The organism is Pseudomonadales bacterium, assembly GCA_041395945.1.
GTDB lineage: Bacteria > Pseudomonadota > Gammaproteobacteria > Pseudomonadales > Azotimanducaceae > SZUA-309.
Genome location: JAWKZN010000001.1, coordinates 247,141 through 262,022, shown reverse-complemented (window position 1 = coordinate 262,022; position 14,882 = coordinate 247,141). Strand labels below are relative to the sequence as shown.

At 62.3% G+C, this 14,882-nt stretch carries 14 protein-coding genes; 7 read left to right on the top strand and 7 right to left on the bottom strand.

All coding sequences use genetic code 11. From position 1 onward, the window contains the following. Positions 1-16: 16 nt before the first annotated feature. Positions 17-1,645, bottom strand: a complete 1,629-nt coding sequence (locus R3E82_01245; GenBank protein MEZ5549492.1) for a glutamine--tRNA ligase/YqeY domain fusion protein — start codon at positions 1,643-1,645, stop codon at positions 17-19. Positions 1,646-1,822: 177 nt separating this feature from the next. On the opposite strand from R3E82_01245, the gene R3E82_01240 reads away from it, so the two are divergent. Beyond that, positions 1,823-2,386 carry a hypothetical protein gene (locus R3E82_01240; protein MEZ5549491.1) on the top strand — a complete coding sequence of 188 codons (564 nt, stop codon included), beginning with the start codon at positions 1,823-1,825 and terminating at the stop codon, positions 2,384-2,386. A 203-nt stretch (positions 2,387-2,589) separates the two neighbouring features. Then, the gene (locus tag R3E82_01235; protein ID MEZ5549490.1) at positions 2,590-3,981 is read left to right on the top strand and encodes a transglutaminase-like domain-containing protein; all 1,392 of its coding nucleotides are present in this window, start codon (positions 2,590-2,592) and stop codon (positions 3,979-3,981) included. Here R3E82_01235 and R3E82_01230 read toward each other — a convergent pair. Beyond that, positions 3,969-4,913, bottom strand: a complete 945-nt coding sequence (locus tag R3E82_01230) for an acyl-CoA thioesterase II (GenBank protein ID MEZ5549489.1) — start codon at positions 4,911-4,913, stop codon at positions 3,969-3,971. The genes R3E82_01235 and R3E82_01230 overlap by 13 nt on opposite strands. Positions 4,914-4,949: 36 nt before the next feature. On the opposite strand from R3E82_01230, the gene R3E82_01225 reads away from it, so the two are divergent. After that, a complete protein-coding gene (locus R3E82_01225) occupies positions 4,950-5,726 on the top strand; it encodes a methyltransferase domain-containing protein (GenBank protein ID MEZ5549488.1) in 777 nt (258 codons plus the stop codon). A 108-nt stretch (positions 5,727-5,834) separates the two neighbouring features. Here the strand turns inward: R3E82_01225 and R3E82_01220 are convergent, their stop codons facing one another. Then, complete coding sequence (locus R3E82_01220; protein ID MEZ5549487.1) at positions 5,835-5,999, bottom strand: hypothetical protein; 165 nt, start codon at positions 5,997-5,999, stop codon at positions 5,835-5,837. Between the two features lie 53 nt (positions 6,000-6,052). Here R3E82_01220 and R3E82_01215 point away from each other — a divergent pair, with 53 nt between their 5' ends. Then, positions 6,053-7,894, top strand: coding sequence for an ABC transporter ATP-binding protein (locus R3E82_01215; protein MEZ5549486.1), 1,842 nt, complete (start codon positions 6,053-6,055; stop codon positions 7,892-7,894). A gap of 3 nt (positions 7,895-7,897) precedes the next feature. Continuing rightward, positions 7,898-9,778 carry an ABC transporter ATP-binding protein gene (locus R3E82_01210; protein ID MEZ5549485.1) on the top strand — a complete coding sequence of 627 codons (1,881 nt, stop codon included), beginning with the start codon at positions 7,898-7,900 and terminating at the stop codon, positions 9,776-9,778. Between the two features lie 10 nt (positions 9,779-9,788). Here R3E82_01210 and R3E82_01205 read toward each other — a convergent pair whose 3' ends face one another. The 3 genes from R3E82_01205 to R3E82_01195 are packed head-to-tail and all read right to left on the bottom strand — an operon-like array spanning position 9,789 to position 12,904. Next, positions 9,789-10,778 carry a DUF1722 domain-containing protein gene (locus tag R3E82_01205; protein ID MEZ5549484.1) on the bottom strand — a complete coding sequence of 330 codons (990 nt, stop codon included), beginning with the start codon at positions 10,776-10,778 and terminating at the stop codon, positions 9,789-9,791. After that, a complete protein-coding gene (locus R3E82_01200) occupies positions 10,762-11,721 on the bottom strand; it encodes an acyl-CoA dehydrogenase family protein (protein ID MEZ5549483.1) in 960 nt (319 codons plus the stop codon). Before R3E82_01200 ends, R3E82_01205 begins: the two co-directional genes overlap by 17 nt. A 40-nt stretch (positions 11,722-11,761) precedes the next feature. Beyond that, positions 11,762-12,904 (bottom strand): acyl-CoA dehydrogenase family protein, encoded by a 1,143-nt coding sequence (locus tag R3E82_01195; GenBank protein ID MEZ5549482.1) that lies wholly within the window; start codon positions 12,902-12,904, stop codon positions 11,762-11,764. Positions 12,905-13,065: 161 nt separating this feature from the next. Here R3E82_01195 and R3E82_01190 point away from each other — a divergent pair, with 161 nt between their 5' ends. After that, positions 13,066-13,668: a hypothetical protein gene (locus R3E82_01190; GenBank protein MEZ5549481.1), complete on the top strand. Its 603-nt coding sequence runs from the start codon at positions 13,066-13,068 to the stop codon at positions 13,666-13,668. Continuing rightward, positions 13,665-14,069 (top strand): hypothetical protein, encoded by a 405-nt coding sequence (locus R3E82_01185; GenBank protein MEZ5549480.1) that lies wholly within the window; start codon positions 13,665-13,667, stop codon positions 14,067-14,069. Before R3E82_01190 ends, R3E82_01185 begins: the two co-directional genes overlap by 4 nt. A 378-nt stretch (positions 14,070-14,447) precedes the next feature. On the opposite strand, the gene R3E82_01180 is transcribed toward R3E82_01185, so the two are convergent. Further along, positions 14,448-14,858, bottom strand: a complete 411-nt coding sequence (locus tag R3E82_01180) for a secondary thiamine-phosphate synthase enzyme YjbQ (GenBank protein ID MEZ5549479.1) — start codon at positions 14,856-14,858, stop codon at positions 14,448-14,450. Positions 14,859-14,882: the final 24 nt, after the last annotated feature.

The window sequence follows — 14,882 nt, the reverse complement described above, 5'->3', positions numbered from 1 at the left end:
CTTACTCTCCCGCCGTTCAGGGCTTGTAGCCATCGCGCAGGGACACGGTGCGATTGAAGGTACCCGGCAGTTCGGGATCCTTACAGAAATAGCCCTGCCGTTCGAACTGAAAGCGTACCTGATCACTGTCGGCAACCGCAGCTTCCACAACGCCCCGTGATTCCACCAGAGAGTCCGGGTTGAGCGCCGCCGCGAGCGAGCCCGTGTCCGGCTGCGCAGCACTGAACAGATGGTCATACAGGCGGAACGTCGCCGGCGCAGCAGTGCCCGCATCCACCCAGTGAATGACACCTCTGGGTTTGAGTCCACTGGTATCGCTGCCGCTCTTCGACGTCGGTTCATAGCTGCAGCGCAGCGCTTCTATCTCGCCGTCTGACCCGCGCACGACTTCATCACAGCGGATAATGTAGCCGTAACGCAGCCGCACCATCTCCCCCGGCGAGAGCCGCTTGTACTTCGGCGGCGGCTCCTCGCTGAAATCGTCCCGCTCAATGTAGAGCTCGGGACCGAAGGTCAGGGTCCTCTCGCCCAGTTCGGGGTGCTGGGGATGCCAGGGCGCTGAGAGCCGCTCAGCCTCACCGGGAAAGTTGGTCAGGATGACCTTGAGCGGATCCATCACACCCATTCCGCGAGGAGCCGAACTCTCCAGGTCCTGGCGCACACAGAAATCCAGCAGACCGACTTCGATCATGTTGTCCTGCTTGGTGACTCCGATGCGCCGGCAGAACTCCCTGATGGCGGCCGGAGTCACTCCTCGACGCCGCAGACCGGCGATGGTCGGCATGCGCGGGTCGTCCCAGCCGCTGACCGCCCCATCGAGAACCAGCTGATTGAGCAGACGCTTGCTCATCACCGTGTGTTCGAGCCCCAGACGGGAAAACTCGATCTGTGGCGGATGGAAGTTGATGTTGATGTTGTCCAGTACCCAGTCGTAGAGCGGCCGGTGATCCTGAAATTCCAATGTGCACAAGGAATGGGTGATGCCTTCCAGCGCATCACAGATGCAATGGGTGAAGTCATACATCGGGTAGATCACCCAGCGATCCCCCGTACGCTGATGGTGTGCGTGGCGGATCCGATACAGCACCGGGTCCCGCAGATTCAGATTCGGCGAGGCCATGTCGATCTTCGCGCGCAGCACCTGCTCACCATCGCCGAAATCGCCGGCCCGCATGCGCTCGAACAGCTCGAGATTCTCTGCAACGCTGCGGCTGCGATAGGGGCTGTCGGTCCCGGGTTCTGTGAGGGTGCCTCGCGAGGCGCGGATCTCCTCGCCACTCAGACTGCAGACGAAAGCCTTCTCCTTGCGGATCAGTTCGACGGCGAATTCATACAGCTGCCCGAAGTAGTCCGAGGCATAGCTCAAGCGATCGCCCCAGTGAAAGCCCAGCCAGGTCACATCCTGTTTAATGGCCTGCACGTATTCATCACTCTCTTTCAGCGGGTTCGTGTCATCGAAACGCAGATACGTGTGGCCCCCGAACTCCTGTGCGACCCCGAAGTTCAGGCAGATCGATTTCGCATGTCCGATATGCAGATACCCGTTCGGCTCCGGCGGAAACCGGGTCACGACCCCGCCAGTGAGCCCTTCCTCGATGTCCCGCCGGATCCGCTGACGAATGAAGTCTGTGACTTCGTCGCTCATAACCACACTCAATACTGGAAGCCGGCCATTCTACTTGATATCGACTTTCCGGGACGCGGAGTGGAGTTGTCTTCCAGGGAAGGCGTGCAGGGGGGTGCTTCGGGACCTCGCTCCGGCGCTCCGCGCTGCCCTTCTCGGCCGGCTCGCGAAGCGCTATCCATTGACTACACTTCGGGCATGGAAGACGAATCCTCCGAAGGCAGCATTCGCGACTGGATCGATCGCGCGCGTCGCGCGCACGATCTCGTGGAGCGCGTCGATCTTCGTGGTGTGGCCGCGCATGACCCGCAAGCTGTTGAAAAACTGAAGAAAGTGGGCAGTGCCCTGGATGAATTGAGTGCCGGGCGCGACGTCCAGTACATCGATGGGGTCGATGAAGATGAGGCTCCCACACTGGACGAAGAGCAGATGCGCCGGTCCGAGCTGATGATAGTGCTCAGTCAGGCTGGATTGTCAGACAGACTGGGAAGGGTATACGTCGAGGGCACGACAAACGGCACTGTGGCGCTGGACATCGTTCCCCATCGGGAGGGTCTGCCGGAGTTCGATGTCTGTGTGGCTCCCGATCACTCCCCGGCGGATGGCGCCCACGGTATCTTTGTCTCCCAGCTGGGTGTCTTTTCGGCACTGATCCCGGCCCCGCCCACCCGCCATCGCTGGCGCATTCTGCGCAGCCGGCCTTTCGACGACCAGCGTGAGATGCTCGATATCATCCGCCACTTCATGGATTCTGGACTGTAACAGGCTGCTCGATAAGGCGATCGAAAGGACAGTTGCAGTCCACCAGAAACATCCCACAGCCTTCCCGGACTACACTGGCCGCCCTGCTGCGTTGCGACCCTCACCAATACAACCAGTATTGCTTTCGGATCGCGCCCTGCGGGAACGGCTGCGAGAAGCTCTGAGGCGTTGATAATTAATCAGAGGTTCCCTAGGCTCGCGGCGTGTCCAAACCTCTCCTTTTCATCAGCCTGCTCTGTGCCTCTGCAGGTCTCGGACTCTGGCTGTTCTATCTTCCTTCCAGCCCCGCGGAGCAGCGTGCGGCTGCGCTGGCCGGTGAGCGATGGTATCGGCTCATGCTCGAAGATCAGCAGATCGGCTACTGGCATACGCGCACCTACCGGGATTATCGCGGCAACTGGCACTTCGCCAGCGAACAGCGTTTCGCCCTGAAGCGTAATGATCCGGTCACCCTGCGCACCCATCGCACCTTCGCCCGGGCACACCCGCAACCCCTTGTCCAGGCAGAGTACGTCCAGGAGCGCCGGGACGGCGTCGAGCGCACACATATCGCAGGCGCAGGCAGTCGGTACCAGGCGACAATCGATCACGCGGGCGGCAGCACCCCCGAACGGCAGACGCTGGACTGGTCCTACACGCTGGACGACTATCTGAGCTTCGAAGTCTGGCTCGCCGAGCACCATCCCGCACCAGGCACATCCCGAACCATCGCCAGCCTCGACTTCGATCGTCTGGACGTGGTTACCCGGGTATTCGATGTGGTGGAGCAGAACACCACCGGCTACCGCATCGAGCGCGGATCCCCCCTGGCGGATACCAGCATCCAGCTGGACGATCGTTTCGCACCCTGGGCGATGACGGTCGCCGGGCTGTTTGATCTCATCCGCAGCGACCGGGAGACGGCGCTGGCACCCCGCAGCGCGCTGCAGTCCGCCAGCTACTTCGTGCCCGCCGATCGCCGGGTGCCGGACCACACCCGGGCATCGCGACTGGTGATCGGCATCCACGGACACCCCACACCGGACAGGCTCTGGTCCCAGGCCCGGGCAAGGAATGGCGTCTGGCAGCTGACCCTGCTGGCCAACCCGCTGACCTCAGAATCTGTCGAAGACCACACCACGGCCTACGCGCTGCCGGTCGCAGATCCCCGCATCATCGGCCTCGCCGCGGACATCACCCGACATGCGAGCGGTGACCGCACTCGCGCCGAAGCGCTGCTGGCCTTCGTCCACAATCATCTCCACTACCTCCCCGGCTCTCCCCCACGCCCGGTACTGAGCCTGCTCGATGATCCTGTCGGAGACTGCACGGATTTCGCCGACATGCTCACCACCCTGGCCCGGGCGCGCGGGCTGGAGAGCAGAACTGTTTTCGGGCTTGCCTATACGGACGCAGCCACCCCCGCATTCGCGTTTCACGCCTGGAACGAGATCCGTATAGACGGACGCTGGCAGGCCTTTGATCCGACCTGGAACCAGCAACGGGTGGACGCCACCCATATTCCCCTGCCCGAGAATGAAACCGCCGCACTCCAGCTGCTTACCGGCGCGCTCGACCTCAGTTTTTCCATCGAAGAAATTGATTACTTCGACTGATCTCCCGCCGCGCGGATCTCTCTGAGCAGGCCTTCCTGGGAGACCGACGCGATCAGCTGGCCGGTCTGGGAGTAGAACTCCGCATGGACCATGCCCCGGGCGCCGGCAACACTGGTGGTACGTTTGTGCAGCAGCAGCCATTCACCCGTCGTGGGTGGACGGTGAATCCACAGAGAATGATCGAGACTCGCCATCTGTATCGAGTCCCGCTTCAGTTCGTCACCGAAGGGTAACAGGGCGGTGGACACCAGGCCCATATCGGAGGCATAGGCGAGCAGACACCAGGGCAGACTGACATCCTGTTCCGGCAGCGGCTGACAGAAACGGATCCACACCGGATTCCACGAACGGCTGTCCGCCGCGACCGCTGACCCCGGCGCGAATACCGAACGGGTTTCGAAAGGGCGGGCGCGGCCGGCCATGGGGCTGGCACCTGGTTGAGCCCCTTCCCGCACAAACACGTCGATATCGTCCTCGAGTTCATCCGGAAGGGGCACATTCGGCATCGAGGCTGCATGGGTGAGCCCTTCTTCCTGCACCTGAAAGGATGCGCTCATGCTGAATATGGCCTCACCGTCCTGTATCGCCACCACCCGCCGGGTCGTGAAGCTGCGGCCATCCCGAATTCGATCCACCTCATAGAGCACGGGCCTGGAGGCGTCTCCTGCACGCATGAAGTAGGCGTGCAGTGAATGGGGCATACGCGCCTCCACTGTATGACAGGCTGCCCGCAGTGCCTGTGCCAGAACCTGTCCGCCAAACAGACGGAACTGACCCCGCTCCTCGTTGTGGCCGCGATACAGATTCTGCTCGATCGTCTCGAGCCGGAGAATCTCCAGCAGCCGGGCTGCCCGTTCACCCCGTCGCTCTTTCTCGGAATCCGCGCTCGGACCTGAGTCAGCCGGTTGCCCTGTGTCCCGCTTATCCCGCAAGATTCAATGTCCCTCGATCTGCCCTGGAGAACCGCCATGATAGTGCGCGTCGATTCCAACACGCAAAAGCTCACCACCACAGTACTGCTCCTGATCGCCCTCTGCAGCATCGGATTCACACCCGATCAGGCCCGCGCAGACGCGATCGATGACGCCGTCGCCGATCCTGCCCGTCCGGACGCGGACAGAGAGCGCGACACCACCAGCCTGCCCGCAGAAACCCTGCGGTTCTTCGGCGTGCCCAAGGATGGCGTGGTACTGGATCTGTTTGCCGGGGGTGGTTATTTCAGCGAGATCGTCTCCCGGGCGATTGGTGCCGATGGAACGGTCTATCTGCACAACAACCAGGCCTATCTCGGATTTGCCGGGGATGCGCTCAATGAACGCCTGCGCGGAAATCGTCTGCCCAACGTGATCCGCTACGACCGGGAGATCGACGCGATCGACCTGCCCGACGACTCCGTAGACCTGGTGCTGATGGTGATGACCTACCATGATTTCTACTACCGGACCGACGGCTGGCAGATCGATCCGGAGCAGGCTTTCGCGATGCTCCACCGGGTTCTCAAGCCTGGCGGGGTGCTGGCAATCATCGATCATGTTGCGAAAGCGGGCAGCGGCTCCGCCGCCGCCCAGGAACTTCATCGCATCGATCCCGAGTTTGCGCGCCGCGACATCGAAGCACACGGCTTTGTTTTCGATGGGGCCAGTACCCTGCTGGAGAACAGCGCCGATCCCCTCGATGTCGGAGTATTCGATCCCGCGATCCGCTCGCATACCTCCCGATTCATGTATCGGTTCATTGAACCCTAGGGCGGAAATCGAGTAAGATCCGCCCCCTCATTTCAAACGACGCCATTTCAATGCGTCCACAGGACGCACTTTCAGCGCTTATCGGGAGGTCGACATGTTCTGGAATCATTACCCGACAGATACGACCCGACGCGGACAGACGTCCGCACCGGTGAGCGCCACATTGAGATAACGTCCGCTTAGCGTTGCATGTGGAAAGCCCGGGAGCAGTCGCGGGCTCTCCACACCCACCCAGGCGTTGCTGAGGTCCTTCACCCAGAACCTCAGCGCCATCCTCGAGAACCCGCTTCACCATTCGGCGAATGACAGGTTTTTTGGATAGCACGATGACGCAGACAGCACATAAATACTCCACCGAGAACCTCTGGCAGGTTACCCGAGGGCAGCGCTCGCACTACACTTTCGCGGTCATTTCCACCGCGGTGATGAGTGTCCTGCTGTTCGGAGCACCGCTGGTGGCGAAGTACGCCATCGATGTGGTCGTGGAACAGGACTTCTCCTTTGCCCAGCCCCAGCTGCTGACACTGGCGGGCTGGCTGGCCGGTTCCGATCCCTATGTCACTTATCTGGTGCTCTCCGCAGTTGCTGCAATTCTGATGACGGCGGTTGCCGGCATGTTTCTGTTCAGCCGTGGCCGGCTGGCAGCTGTGGCTTCCGAAGCGGTGGTGAAGCGCCTGCGCGAACACCTCTATCACCACATGCATCATCTCCAGGCCCGCTACTACGACGACGCGGATACCGGAGATCTGGTGCAGCGCGCGAGTTCCGATGTGGAAACACTGCGGGTATTCCTGGCCAGCGACGTGGTGGAGATCGGTCGCGCTGTGATGCTGCTGCTGTGTGTGCTGCCCTTTCTTTTCTCTCTCAACCCGACACTGGCCTGGATGTCTGTCTGTCTGATGCCGCTGCTGGTCATCGGCGCCTACCTGTTTTTCACCAGAGTCAAAGACGTCTTTCAGATCACCGACGAAGCGGAAGCCGAGATGACCGCCGCCCTGCAGGAAAACCTCACCGGCATCCGGGTGGTGCGGGCGTTTGCGCGCCAGGCCCATGAAATCGAGAAATTTGCGGAAAAAAACCGCAATTTCCGCAATCACAACCACCGGCTCATCCGCCTCATGGGTCTGTACTGGAGCCTGAGCGATCTGATCGCCATGACCCAGATCGGTATTGTCCTGTTCGTGGGCGCCCGCTTCATCATGCAGGGCACCCTTACGGTGGGTGAACTGTTTGCCTTTACCACCTATGTATCGATCGTGATGTGGCCGATCCGCCAGCTCGGCAGAGTGCTCACGGACTCGGGTAAAGCAGTGGTGTCCCTGCAGCGCATTCACGAAGTTCTGACAGAGCCGGAGGAAAGTGCGGAGCTCGCACCTGCCAGCGGTCGCGCCCGGGGTGATATCTCGATCCGTCATCTCACCTTCGCCTACCGCAGCGACGAGCCGGTGCTCAAGGATCTGAGCATCCATATCGAGCCCGGCGAAACCCTGGCCATCGTCGGCCCGCCCGGCGCCGGCAAGACCAGTCTGATCCGCGTGCTGCTGCGCATGTATCCGATTACCGCGGGTGAGGTCCTCTTCGACGGTGTCAACGTCGACCAGCTCAATCGTCAGTGGCTGCGGCAGCAGATCGGCGTGGTGCTGCAGGATCCCTTCCTGTATTCCCGGTCCATCCGCGCCAATCTGGCCGTGGGTCGACCCAGCGCTCCGGAGCCGGATGTGCTGGCGGCCTGCGAGGAAGCCGCAATCCGCACCTCCATCGAGCGCTTCCCGGAGGGCTTCGAAGCCCAGGTCGGGGAGCGGGGCGTGACCCTGTCCGGTGGCCAGCGTCAGCGCCTGGCCCTGGCTCGCGCGCTGCTGAAGGATCCTCCGGTGCTGGTGCTGGACGACGCCCTGTCTGCCGTGGACACCGGTACTGAACGGCACATCCTCGAAGCACTGCGCCGCCGCAAGGGGCGGCAGACGACCCTCATCATCGCGCATCGCCTGAGTTCTGTGGTGCACGCTGATCGGATCATGGTGCTCGAAGGCGGCCGCATGGTGCAGCTCGGCACCCACCGGGAGCTTGCCGCCGTGGCAGGACCCTACCGGCGCCTGTGCCGGATACAGGGTGCACTGGATGAATCCATCCGTGCGGATCTGTCCGCCTCGGAAACACGTCAGGGATAACCCATGGATACCTACGACGACGAAAATTACGACGACGGCTTTGATGACGACGCGCTCGCGGCGCGCATGAACCTGGACCTGTGGGGAAAGCTGTTTGTCTACGCGAAACAATATCCCCGGGAGCTTTTCTGGCTGGGACTGTTCGCCTTCATCACCGCATCACTGGATGTGTCCTTCCCGCTGCTCACCCGGGGAGTGGTCGATGCGGTAGCTGTGTCCGGCCTGGAGGCCGAGCTGTGGCCCTGGATGCTCGGCTATCTGCTCTGCACCCTGGGCATCTCGGCTTCCATCGGCGGCTTCATCTGGATGGGTGGCAAGCTGCGTACCCACATCAGCCACGACATCCGCCGGGACGGGTTCGAGAATCTGCAGCGGCTGTCCTTCAGCTTTTACGACTACCGTCCGGTCGGCTGGCTGATGGCACGCATGACGTCCGACTGCGAACGCCTTTCAAACATCCTGGCATGGGGATTCCTCGATCTCGTCTGGGGTGCGACGATGATGCTGGGCATCGCAATCGCCATGCTGGTGATGAATGCGAAACTCGCTGTGGCCGTGCTGCTGATCCTGCCGATGCTTGCCTGGGTATCGAGTCGTTTTCAGCGACGCATACTGCGCAGTGCACGCCGGGTGCGCGCGACCAATTCCCGGATCACGGCGTCCTACAACGAAGCCATCATGGGTGTGCTGACCAGCAAGGCGTTTGTCCGCGAGCGGGAAAACCTGAAGGAATTCCAGGATCTCACGGGCAGCATGTACTCAGCCTCGGTCCTCAATCAGACCCAGGCCGCCATCTATGTGCCCATCGTGCTGACCCTCGCCAGTCTCGCCACGGGTCTGGCACTGGCCATCGGTGGATTCGATCTGATCGGTGGTGTCCTCAGTGCCGGCACCCTGGTCGCCTTCATGGCCTACACCCGGCACTTTTTCGATCCCGTCGAACAGCTGGGCCGATGGTTCGCCGAGATGCAGATGGCCCAGGCGTCTGCGGAGAGAATTCTCAGCCTGATCCACGCGGAAGCCGATATCCGGGACGCGGATTCGGTGCGTGAAGCCATGCGCACACACGCGCATCAGAAGACGGCACGCTACGCGGAGGACGGCGGCGAATCACGCATCGGCACAATCGAACTGAAAAACCTGTGCTTCGCCTACGATCCCCAGCAGCCGGTGCTCGAAGACATCAACCTGCGGGTTCGACGCGGTGAAACCATCGCCATCGTGGGGCCCACCGGTGGTGGTAAGAGCACCCTGGTGAATGTGATCTGCCGCTTCTACGAACCTACCCGGGGTTCGGTGCTCATCGACGGTCTCGATTATCGGAATCGCAGCCTGCACTGGCTGCAATCGAATCTGGGCATGGTGCTGCAGAACGCCCATGTGTTCAGCGACAGCATTCTCGAAAATATCCGCTACGGACGTCTCGAGGCCACCGACGAGGAGGTCATCGCTGCCGCACAGCTTGCCGGTGCCCACGATTTCATCCTCAAGCTCGAGCAGGGCTACCAGACCTCCGCCGGTGAGGGTGGCAGTCGCCTCTCAGCAGGGCAGAAGCAGCTGGTGTCTTTCGCCCGGGCAATTCTGGCAGACCCTCAGATACTGGTGATGGATGAGGCCACGTCCTCCGTCGACACGGAAACCGAGCAGCACATCCAGCGGGGCTTGAGCCAGCTGCTCGAAGGGCGGATCGCCTTCGTGATCGCCCACCGGCTGTCCACCATCCGTAACGCTACCCGGATTCTGGTGATCGAAGACGGGCGCATTACCGAAAGCGGCAGCCACGCTGAGCTGATGGCGGCGGGTGGACACTATTTCGAGCTGTACCGGCAACAGAGTCTGCAGGAGGCGAGCGCACAGCTGGCCACACAGCCGGTTGCGGGGTGACCGCGCTGTTTCAGAGCGGGCGCCGCAGCGCCGCCGCCTGGGGATGTGGATCCAGATACACCTGATAGTCGATGTATTCGTCCGGGTGCAGGCGGAAGTAATGTTTCAGCATCGTGATCGGTGCGAGCAGCGGCAGTTCGCCGGTTCGATAGCGGGCGACCAGACCGTCCAGCTCCTGCCGGGACGGCCCATCGAGTGCGCGCTTGAGATAGCCCTGCAGATGTGAGAGCACGTTGGCGTGGCTCTTCCGGGTGGCGGGTATGGTCAGCCCCGCCATGAGAATCCCGACGTAGCGCTGCGCAACCCCGGGCAGATCCACACTCAGATCGCCGAGCAGCCTGCCGGCATCCCGGTAGTGCACCGTGCTGTGCGCCATCAGCAGATATTTGTATCTGCTGTGGAAGGCGATCAGGCCATGCGCGGTGAGACCTGCCGCGAGGAAACGCTGCCAGTGTGCATAAGCATAAACACGGGTCACGAAATTCTCGCGCAGCACCACATCATTGAGCCTGCCGCTCTCCTCCACGGGCAGTTCCGGTAAACCGGCCACGACGGCCTCTGCGTAGATGCCTCTCCCCCGATGCTCGGGAGCGCCCGTCACGCCGCTGCCGTCGTGGGGATATACCTTCACCCGGAACAGGCCGCAACTCGGCGAGTTCTTCATGAAAACATAGCCGGAGACATCCCTCAGACCAGGCACCATCCGCGCTCCGAAGTCCTGGAGACGATCGGTGAAATCAGCCGCAGGGTCCTGCACGCCCACTGCCCTGGCCCCGGCCGCGCCCTCGATGAGACGGATCGGCGCCCGGGGTACGCCCATCCCGATGCCCATCTCCGGGCAGATACCACGGTATTCGAACAGTCCAGCCAGTGCTGCATGCGGAAACGAGGATTTCGCGCCGCTGCCGTCGTAGCGCACTTCCTCACCCAGCAGACACTGGCTGATACCCAGAGTCAGGGGTGCTTCGGGACGCGGCGGAAGTTCAGCCGCGGCTGGCAAGGAAACTCCAGAGGTTGTCCGCACCCCGGGCGGCGACCCGCTCACCGAGCAGCGCCTGCCAGTAACGCTCGTTACCGTACTCCTCCCGCCAGCACCAGAGCCGGCGGGTAAAATGGTGCAGCCGGTGTTCGTGGGTGTAGCCCATGGCGCCGTGAATCTGATGGGCGGTTTCGACCACGAAGCCTACCGCCTCTCCGACTCTGGATTTGGCCGCCGCCACTTCGAGCAGAAAACGCTCATCGGCCAGGTCACCGTCCGCCGCCATCGCTGCCGCCCGGGCGGCACGACCTGCAGCCGCCACCTCGGCCGCCATCAGGGCCAGGTAGTGCTGTATGGCCTGAAATCCCGAAATCGGGCGGCCGAACTGCTCCCGCTCGCCCGCGTAGCTCAGCGACAGGTCGAGCACCTGGCGCAGTGCGCCCGCCATCAGCGCCACCCGGGAAAGGGCCAGCAACGCAAAGGCGGGTTCTTCGCAGAGCAGTTCCCGGCGCTCGACAGCACTCACGCTGTCCCGTGCTTCTCCTGCAAGACTCACACCCGGCTCCACGGTGACCGGCCGCATGAGCTGCAACCCGCCACCTGCCGGGGAGAGAGCGATCACCTCATCGACACGACGCCCCCAGGGCACCTGGGCTGCACCATCCGCTGTCGCCACACCGATGGAAACCATCGACTCACTCTGCTGCAGCCAGCGGCGGGCAAAAACAAGTTCGGCGAGGGGGATCGGCAGCGCGAACCGACCTGCAGTCTCAAGTACTGCAAACACGGCACTGAGTTCGACACCACTGTCCTGCACCGCAATCTCATACAGACCGTTGGCCTGCAGAAGATCAAAGAGTGCTTCCGGAAAGGTGCCCGCCTCAGCTGAATCGTGGAGCACCTTGTCACAGTGATCGGCAAGGATCCGGGTGACGGTATCGACGAGCATGTCACTGGTATTCACAGGCAGTCTCCAGCCGCGGATGGTTTACTGTGCGGATTCATCAGCGCAAACCCAGTCCACGCGCTATTACACCGCGGAGAATTTCCCGGGTGCCGCCGCGGATAGTGAAGGAGGGCGACAGCAGCAGCGTGTCCGTGAAGGTCTCACGGAAGGTACGCCACTCGGGCTGGTCGGTCAGCAGTGCGGGGGCCGCCTGCCGCAGCATTTCCGGCAGCAGTTTTTCGAAGTCATTGCCGAGTGCCTTGACCAGCGCCGCTTCGACATCCGGACTCTTGCCCTCTTCCAGCATTCCAGCGACCGAGATCGACATCCGTCGCAGTGCCAGCAGGTGGGAAACCGCTCGGCCAATGGCGGCGGCCTGCGCCGCATCGGGTGCCGGGCCGACCGCGCGAACGAATTCCACGAGCACCCGCAGCGCCGACAGAAAGCGTTCCGGACCGCTGCGCTCATAGGCCAGTTCACTGGTCACCTGCCGCCAGCCATTCCCCGGTTCGCCGACTATCCGATCTTCCGGCACCAGGACATCGTCGAACTGAATCTCATTGAAGTCCTCACCACCGGCCATGTTACGGATCGGCCGCACCACGGCACCGTCGCGCTTCAGGTCGACAATGATCTGCGACAGACCCGCGTGCCGGTTTTCCGAAGGCGGTTCGGTTCTCACCAGCGCGATCAGATAGTGATTACGCTGTGCATCCGTCGACCAGAGTTTGGTGCCGTTGATGAGCCAGCCATCGCCGCTGCGTCGCGCCGTGGTGCGCACCGAAGCCAGATCAGATCCGGTGTTCGGCTCGCTCATACCGATGGAAAAGTAGGATTCACCTCGCGTGATGCCGGGGAGATAGGTGCACCGCTGGGCTTCGGTACCGAAGCGCAACAGCAGGGGACCGCTCTGCCGGTCAGCAATCCAGTGCGCACTGACCGGCGCGCCCGCGGCGAGCAGTTCTTCGGTGACCACGTAACGATCAAAAAAGGAACGCCCGCCGCCACCGTATTCTGTCGGCCAGGTCATGCCGATCCAGCCCCGCTCACCCAGCCTGGCCGAAAATTCCGGATCGTGGCCGGTACTGAAGTCCGAGTTCGGGTGGGAGAGATGATGGGCGTGCAGCGCCAGAAAGGCGCGAACTTCTTCCCGCAGCGCAATCGAGGACTCGGGCAAGGCTATCGGATCGAACTGCAGCACAGTGCCCTCCTGGCAGACCGTTTGGCAAACAGTCGGCTACGTTAACCGAGGCACTCACCGGGGATCAAACCATGACTGACCCACTCACCGCCCGGGGTTCGCCATTGAGGCTGACAACCGGGTTCTCTACACTGGTCGTCCGTGCCAGGAAAATTCCAGCCATGAGTGAGAAACCCAGCTATCTCGGCCTGCTGAACGCGATCGCTGTGGGTGAGGCGCGCGGCCATCAGGTACTCGATGCCTGGGCCCGGTCGACTCCCTGCGCCGAACTGGCTGGTGAACTGAGGATGATCGCCATCCGGGAAGCCGAGCATGCGGCCGCCTTCCGCAAGCGGCTGAGCGAACTCGGCTTTCAGGTACGCCAGACACCGCCGGACAGATTCGCGGACGATCTCGCCTGCGCCGGATCATCGGCGTCGGATCAGGAAAAATTCCAGCGTCTGATCACTTCGGACAGCGCTGGACGCCGGAACGATGCGCTGACCAGTCTTTTTCAGGATCCCACTATCGATGCCGAGACCGGCGCCCTGCTGGGCAGGTTTATCGCCGAAGAGCGGGATACACAACGCCGGCTCGAGGCCGCCTGCCAGCGCCTGGCTGCCAGAGACACCCGGAAGTCAGGCACCGCAGAACGCACCGACGGCCCCGCCCTGAGCGCAGATCGTGACAATCCTCAGGAAGACGCTCTCCTGGGCGAGATCCTGGCCAGACTGGACCGACTCGGAAACACGCTGGAAACCCTCAAAACGCTCCGCCCCCGATGACCGAAGAAGAACTCCGCTGGGCGTTCGCACCCATCCTCGACGATCTCGCAGAGCGCTCGACCGTCGCGGAGCGATTCATCGACAAGAATGTGTATCGACTCTACATCGCGACCCTGTGGGCCAACGTGGTGCTCAATCCCGAAGACGCCGGCATTCAGGAGTCGGATCTCGAATTACTCCACAACGTGCTGAACGAACGCCTTGCCGAAGTGATCGGCAAACAGGCGGACATCGCCGATTGCTTCCGCTTCATCTCCAGCAAGGCGGGTGAAGCCGCGATGGCGGAGTCCCGTCTGAGCAGCACCCACCGGGATCTGCTCACCTATTTCTCCTCGATGATTCTCGATCCGGACGGACACCGCCGCTGGATGCGCAGGCTGGGCGAAGATTCAGACGCCTGAGTTCGTTGACCGGGATCGGCTCTCGATGCAGGGATCTGGACTCGTGCAGACGGTTAGATTTTCGGAAGCGGGAGGGTGGCAGGCGTGCACCGAGACCTCGCGCAGCCCCTCCGGGGTGCCACTGCTCTGCGGAGTTGCCTCGTGAGGAACACGAGTCAATCCGCTGCCGCAGTGCTGCGCTACACGGTCCCGGTGCACGCCTGCCACCCTCCTGCCGCCACAGTCTTCCGTTGCTCGTGATCAATCCTCCACGGGAGCCCGCGGCCTCCGCGCCAGGTCATACCCCAGCACCTCGTCCACTGATTGACTGAAGACAGTCCCCACCCCCGCATGTGGATTACCACGCCCCCAGACTCCGCCTCTCAGAGCGTCTGATCTTCAGCCCGCCATAACCGCCACCATCACCTGCCGCTCACTCGAGCGATGCCGGTGTTCCCACAGAAAAATACCCTGCCAGGTGCCCAGCACCATGCGATGCGCATCGATGGGTATGGTGAGGCTGGTGGCGGTAACCGCGGCTTTGACATGGGCCGGCATATCGTCCGGACCCTCCTGGGTGTGGGTGTACAGCGCATCTCCCTCCGGCACCAGTCGGTTCAGCCAGCGCTCGAGATCGCGCCGCGCACTGGGATCCGCATTCTCCTGAATGACAAGACTGGCCGACGTGTGTCTCAGAAACACTGTGACCAGCCCCTCACGAACACCGCTACGCTCTACACAGCCTGCAACTCTGTGCGTGATGTCATAGAGGCCCTGGCCTTCTACGGATACGGTAAGCGGGTAATTCATGGATGAAGATGCCCGATGCCTGTG

Coding starts and splice junctions, on each gene's coding strand:
- R3E82_01225 (MEZ5549488.1), top strand. CDS start 4,950: ATGATAGTGCGCGTCGATTCCAACACGCAAAAGCTCACCACCACAGTA.
- R3E82_01210 (MEZ5549485.1), top strand. CDS start 7,898: ATGGATACCTACGACGACGAAAATTACGACGACGGCTTTGATGACGAC.
- R3E82_01220 (MEZ5549487.1), bottom strand. CDS start 5,999: ATGGCGCTGAGGTTCTGGGTGAAGGACCTCAGCAACGCCTGGGTGGGT.
- R3E82_01180 (MEZ5549479.1), bottom strand. CDS start 14,858: ATGAATTACCCGCTTACCGTATCCGTAGAAGGCCAGGGCCTCTATGAC.
- R3E82_01245 (MEZ5549492.1), bottom strand. CDS start 1,645: ATGAGCGACGAAGTCACAGACTTCATTCGTCAGCGGATCCGGCGGGAC.
- R3E82_01215 (MEZ5549486.1), top strand. CDS start 6,053: ATGACGCAGACAGCACATAAATACTCCACCGAGAACCTCTGGCAGGTT.
- R3E82_01240 (MEZ5549491.1), top strand. CDS start 1,823: ATGGAAGACGAATCCTCCGAAGGCAGCATTCGCGACTGGATCGATCGC.
- R3E82_01190 (MEZ5549481.1), top strand. CDS start 13,066: ATGAGTGAGAAACCCAGCTATCTCGGCCTGCTGAACGCGATCGCTGTG.
- R3E82_01185 (MEZ5549480.1), top strand. CDS start 13,665: ATGACCGAAGAAGAACTCCGCTGGGCGTTCGCACCCATCCTCGACGAT.